Origin of the sequence: Shewanella sp. 11B5, from assembly GCF_002836795.1 — a bacterium.
Lineage (GTDB): Bacteria > Pseudomonadota > Gammaproteobacteria > Enterobacterales > Shewanellaceae > Shewanella > Shewanella frigidimarina.
Genome location: NZ_PJAP01000649.1, coordinates 1 through 3,591, shown reverse-complemented (window position 1 = coordinate 3,591; position 3,591 = coordinate 1). Strand labels below are relative to the sequence as shown.

The window sequence follows — 3,591 nt, the reverse complement described above, 5'->3', positions numbered from 1 at the left end:
TAACTCGTTGATAAAAAATTATAAAAGGGTTTAAAGGACGTTAGATGAAAACCATTCGTTGTCAGATTGAAAAAGTCACCCCGTTTAATGACGCTGTATACCAAGTGTTCCTTAAACCCGAAGCTGCCTTTGATTTTAAGGCTGGTCAATACCTAACTGTGGTCATGGGTGAAAAAGACAAACGTCCTTTTTCTATCGCTTCCGCGCCTAATGCAGCGTTAATTGAATTGCATATTGGTGCCGCGGTTAGCGAAAGTTATCCAATGCAAGTTGTTGAACGCCTACAAACAGCGACACATATTGATATTGAAGCACCCGCTGGCGACGCATTTTTACGCAGCGATAGCCACAGACCGCGTATTTTAATTGCAGGCGGCACGGGTTTCTCATACATAAAAAGTATCGTTGAAGCACAAATTGCTAACGGCGAAACCATTAATACTAAACTGTATTGGGGTTGCCGTAACGAAGAAGCCATGTACTATCAAGACATCGCTCGTCAATGGCATGCCGATCATTCTTGGTTAGAGTTTATTCCAGTAGTAGAACTTGCTGACGGTAATTGGGAAGGTAAAAAAGCTAATCTACTCGAACAAATTAAGCAGGATTTTGTCAGTTTGAATGGCTACGATATCTACATTGCTGGCCGTTTTGATATGGTTGGCACTGCACGAGAATTGTTCCGTGAGCTTGGCATTGAAGAAGCTCATTTATACGGTGATGCCTTCGCATTTATCAAATAATATACATTTCAATTTGAGTATTTATGCAAACTTAAATTGATGGCCACATAAAAACCGACATCATTGTCGGTTTTTTATTGTCAAATTAAACAGTTAATTTGTATCGAGATATGACAATACCTATTTATTAGTATGACCTACACCTTAATAACCTTTATAATTGTGAGGAGACTAACAAAATAACGTTCTCTTTAAAAATTAACATTAATGGAAGATAAATATGAGACACAAGGATGTAATAGATAGGGAAGTCAGTCTTAATATCAATGACGAGCTAGTATCGATTACAGATAAACGTGGCATTATTACTTATGCCAATGAGTCATTCATTAAAATATCAGGCTTCAGTGAACAAGAACTCATCACTCATAATCACAATATTGTTCGACATCCCGACATGCCTTCAGAGGCCTTTAAAGAATTATGGGATAAGCTCAAAGCTGGTGAATCATGGCGTGGGATTGTAAAAAATCGCTGTAAAGATGGTAGCTACTATTGGGTCGATGCTTTTGTTTCTCCATTATATGAAAAAGGCCAAATTACTGGATACCAATCGGTACGTATTAAGGCAAAACCAGAATATATTAATAATGCACAAAAACTCTATAGCCAAATAAAGCAAGGAAAAACAGCTAGCGATGTAATGACTAGCCAACATAAACGATGGTTAGGCACAATCATAACGATGGTTGCTAGCATTGGGTGTGGTCTGTTTTTTAACTGGACTATGGCGGCAGTTATCGTGTTTTTAGCGCTAATTAACACTATATTATTCACCAAAGAACTCTTTTCATTGCCGAATAAAATTAATCAATACCAACAACAGTATGATTCAGTCAGTCGATTGGTCTATTGTGGTAATGACAATATTTCAGTACTCGAGTTTCAACAAATTCTAAATCAAGCAAAGATGCAAGGCGTTCTGGGTCGATCACAAGATCAAGGTAACAACTTACACCATATCGCAAATGAACTCGTTTACTCTGCACAAGAAGCTAATCACAGCATTGAACAACAAAAAAATCAAATAGATGAAATCGCTATAGCAATTGAAGCGATGAATACCACGGTTGCAGAGATAGCCCAACATGCTACATCGACATCAAATCATGTTAACCAAGCACAACATGTATGTCTTGAAAGCAGAACTGAAATGCAAGCTAATCGCCATAGCATTGAGCATTTAGCCACATCAGTTTCAGCTGCAGCAGCCAATGTACACTTGTTAAATAAAGAAGCAGAAAATGTGTCTAATGCTATGCAAGAAATTCAAAGCATTGCAGAGCAAACAAATTTACTCGCATTAAATGCAGCCATTGAGGCGGCTCGGGCTGGTGAACAAGGTCGTGGATTTGCCGTAGTAGCGGATGAAGTGAGAAACCTATCAAGTAGAACACAACTCTCAACAGAATTAATATCTACAAGCGTTCAATCCATGCATACAATGCTCAGTAAGTGGACCGAACAAATGCAAGCCAGTAAGCTTCAGGCTGAAGCATGCGCCAAAGAGATAGGATTTTCCTCGACAAAATTCGAAGATATCTACCAAAGTATTAATGAAATAAACCAATTTACCCAACAAAATACTGTTGCGGCAGAACAACAAAAATTGGTCACAGCAGAAATGACTCATAGTATCCATACCATCACAGAATTAAGCCGTAGTAACCTTGCTAGCTTAAATATTATTGAAATAGCGGCATTAAATATCAAAACTCACGCAGACAAAGCTAAAGAATTACGTCATACCTTTGGTGTTTAGAAAAAATCGTTGCCTACTGCCAACAAACAGTAGGCAATTTTTTGTATTATGTTGATCATTTCTTTAAAATTAGCACACATTTATTACGTAAGGTACTCCAATGAAACTCAGTCAACTCACCCAGCCTATCTATGACCATTTATATCGCGATATTTTTGAGTTTCGCAGTACTTTTGATTTACCGGTTAACGACAGTGCTAGCCTAGACGATAAAGCAGACACTTTACACACCTCATTAATTATTGAAGAAATGACCGAGCTTGCAGAAGCTGACTCTCGCATGGAACAAGCTGATGCGATTGTTGACTCAGTTTACGTTTTAATGGGCCGTTTAGTGCACATAGGTGCGTCTCAGGTAATCGATCGTCTAGAGATCAGCTATATTATCGATTTATTGCTTAACGTGGCTAAAAACCGCGAAATAGACTTTATCCAATGCTGGGATGAAGTGCACTCGAGCAACATGAGTAAAGTATGCCGTAACCAGCAGGAATTAGATGAAACCATCGCCTTTTACGCCAAGCAAGGTGTTGAGATTGTCGGTAGCACTAAAGGCGAGTTTATTATTGCTAAGTGCGCTAAAGATGTCGATATGGCAGGAAAAGTAGTACGCCAAGGCAAAGTATTAAAATCAGTTTATTATCGCCCTGCAGACTTAACTAAGTTAGTACGAGATTAAGTTAGTGCGAGATTAATCGACAAATTAGCGACTGAGGTACACTTGGTAGTGCTAGTTTACCCATAAAAAATGCGCTTTTATCAGCGCATTTTTTTTATAGAATTTTTCAGTTATGCAGCCGCCGAAACTTTGCTTTTGTTCAGCGCCTGAATTAATCGCTGCGGATCATTTACACTCAAATGCACTGTTTTCATCGGTTCGGGCAATTGACCCATACCACCATGATAAATGACCGGACGGTTTAAGGTAATAGTGACATTACTCTGCCCACGGCCAATAATAATGGTTTCTGGCTCATCTTTATTTAATTCAGTTGATTGTTGATCAGCGACACTGGCAATATCGGCAATGTTCACTACCATAAATCCCCATAATGAATTATTGATCACTAAGTTATCTCTGATTAA

At 38.5% G+C, this 3,591-nt stretch carries 3 protein-coding genes and 1 pseudogene; 3 read left to right on the top strand and 1 reads right to left on the bottom strand.

Annotation, left to right across the window (positions count from 1 at the left end; genetic code table 11):
• The first annotated feature begins 44 nt into the window (after positions 1 to 44).
• From fre to CXF78_RS14850, 3 genes are all read left to right on the top strand, one after another.
• A complete protein-coding gene (fre, locus tag CXF78_RS14860) occupies positions 45 to 743 on the top strand; it encodes an NAD(P)H-flavin reductase (protein WP_102037240.1) in 699 nt (232 codons plus the stop codon).
• A 220-nt stretch (positions 744 to 963) separates the two neighbouring features.
• Positions 964 to 2,505, top strand: a complete 1,542-nt coding sequence (locus CXF78_RS14855; RefSeq protein WP_102037239.1) for a methyl-accepting chemotaxis protein — start codon at positions 964 to 966, stop codon at positions 2,503 to 2,505.
• 100 nt (positions 2,506 to 2,605) lie between these two features.
• Complete coding sequence (locus tag CXF78_RS14850; RefSeq protein ID WP_102037238.1) at positions 2,606 to 3,184, top strand: nucleoside triphosphate pyrophosphohydrolase family protein; 579 nt, start codon at positions 2,606 to 2,608, stop codon at positions 3,182 to 3,184.
• A gap of 110 nt (positions 3,185 to 3,294) precedes the next feature.
• Here CXF78_RS14850 and CXF78_RS14845 read toward each other — a convergent pair.
• A pseudogene (locus tag CXF78_RS14845) lies at positions 3,295 to 3,591 on the bottom strand (hypothetical protein); the annotation flags it as partial.

Excerpts from the sequence above, each read along its gene's own strand:
- CXF78_RS14850 (WP_102037238.1), top strand. The coding sequence starts at position 2,606 with ATGAAACTCAGTCAACTCACCCAGCCTATCTATGACCATTTATATCGC.
- CXF78_RS14855 (WP_102037239.1), top strand. The coding sequence starts at position 964 with ATGAGACACAAGGATGTAATAGATAGGGAAGTCAGTCTTAATATCAAT.
- fre (WP_102037240.1), top strand. The coding sequence starts at position 45 with ATGAAAACCATTCGTTGTCAGATTGAAAAAGTCACCCCGTTTAATGAC.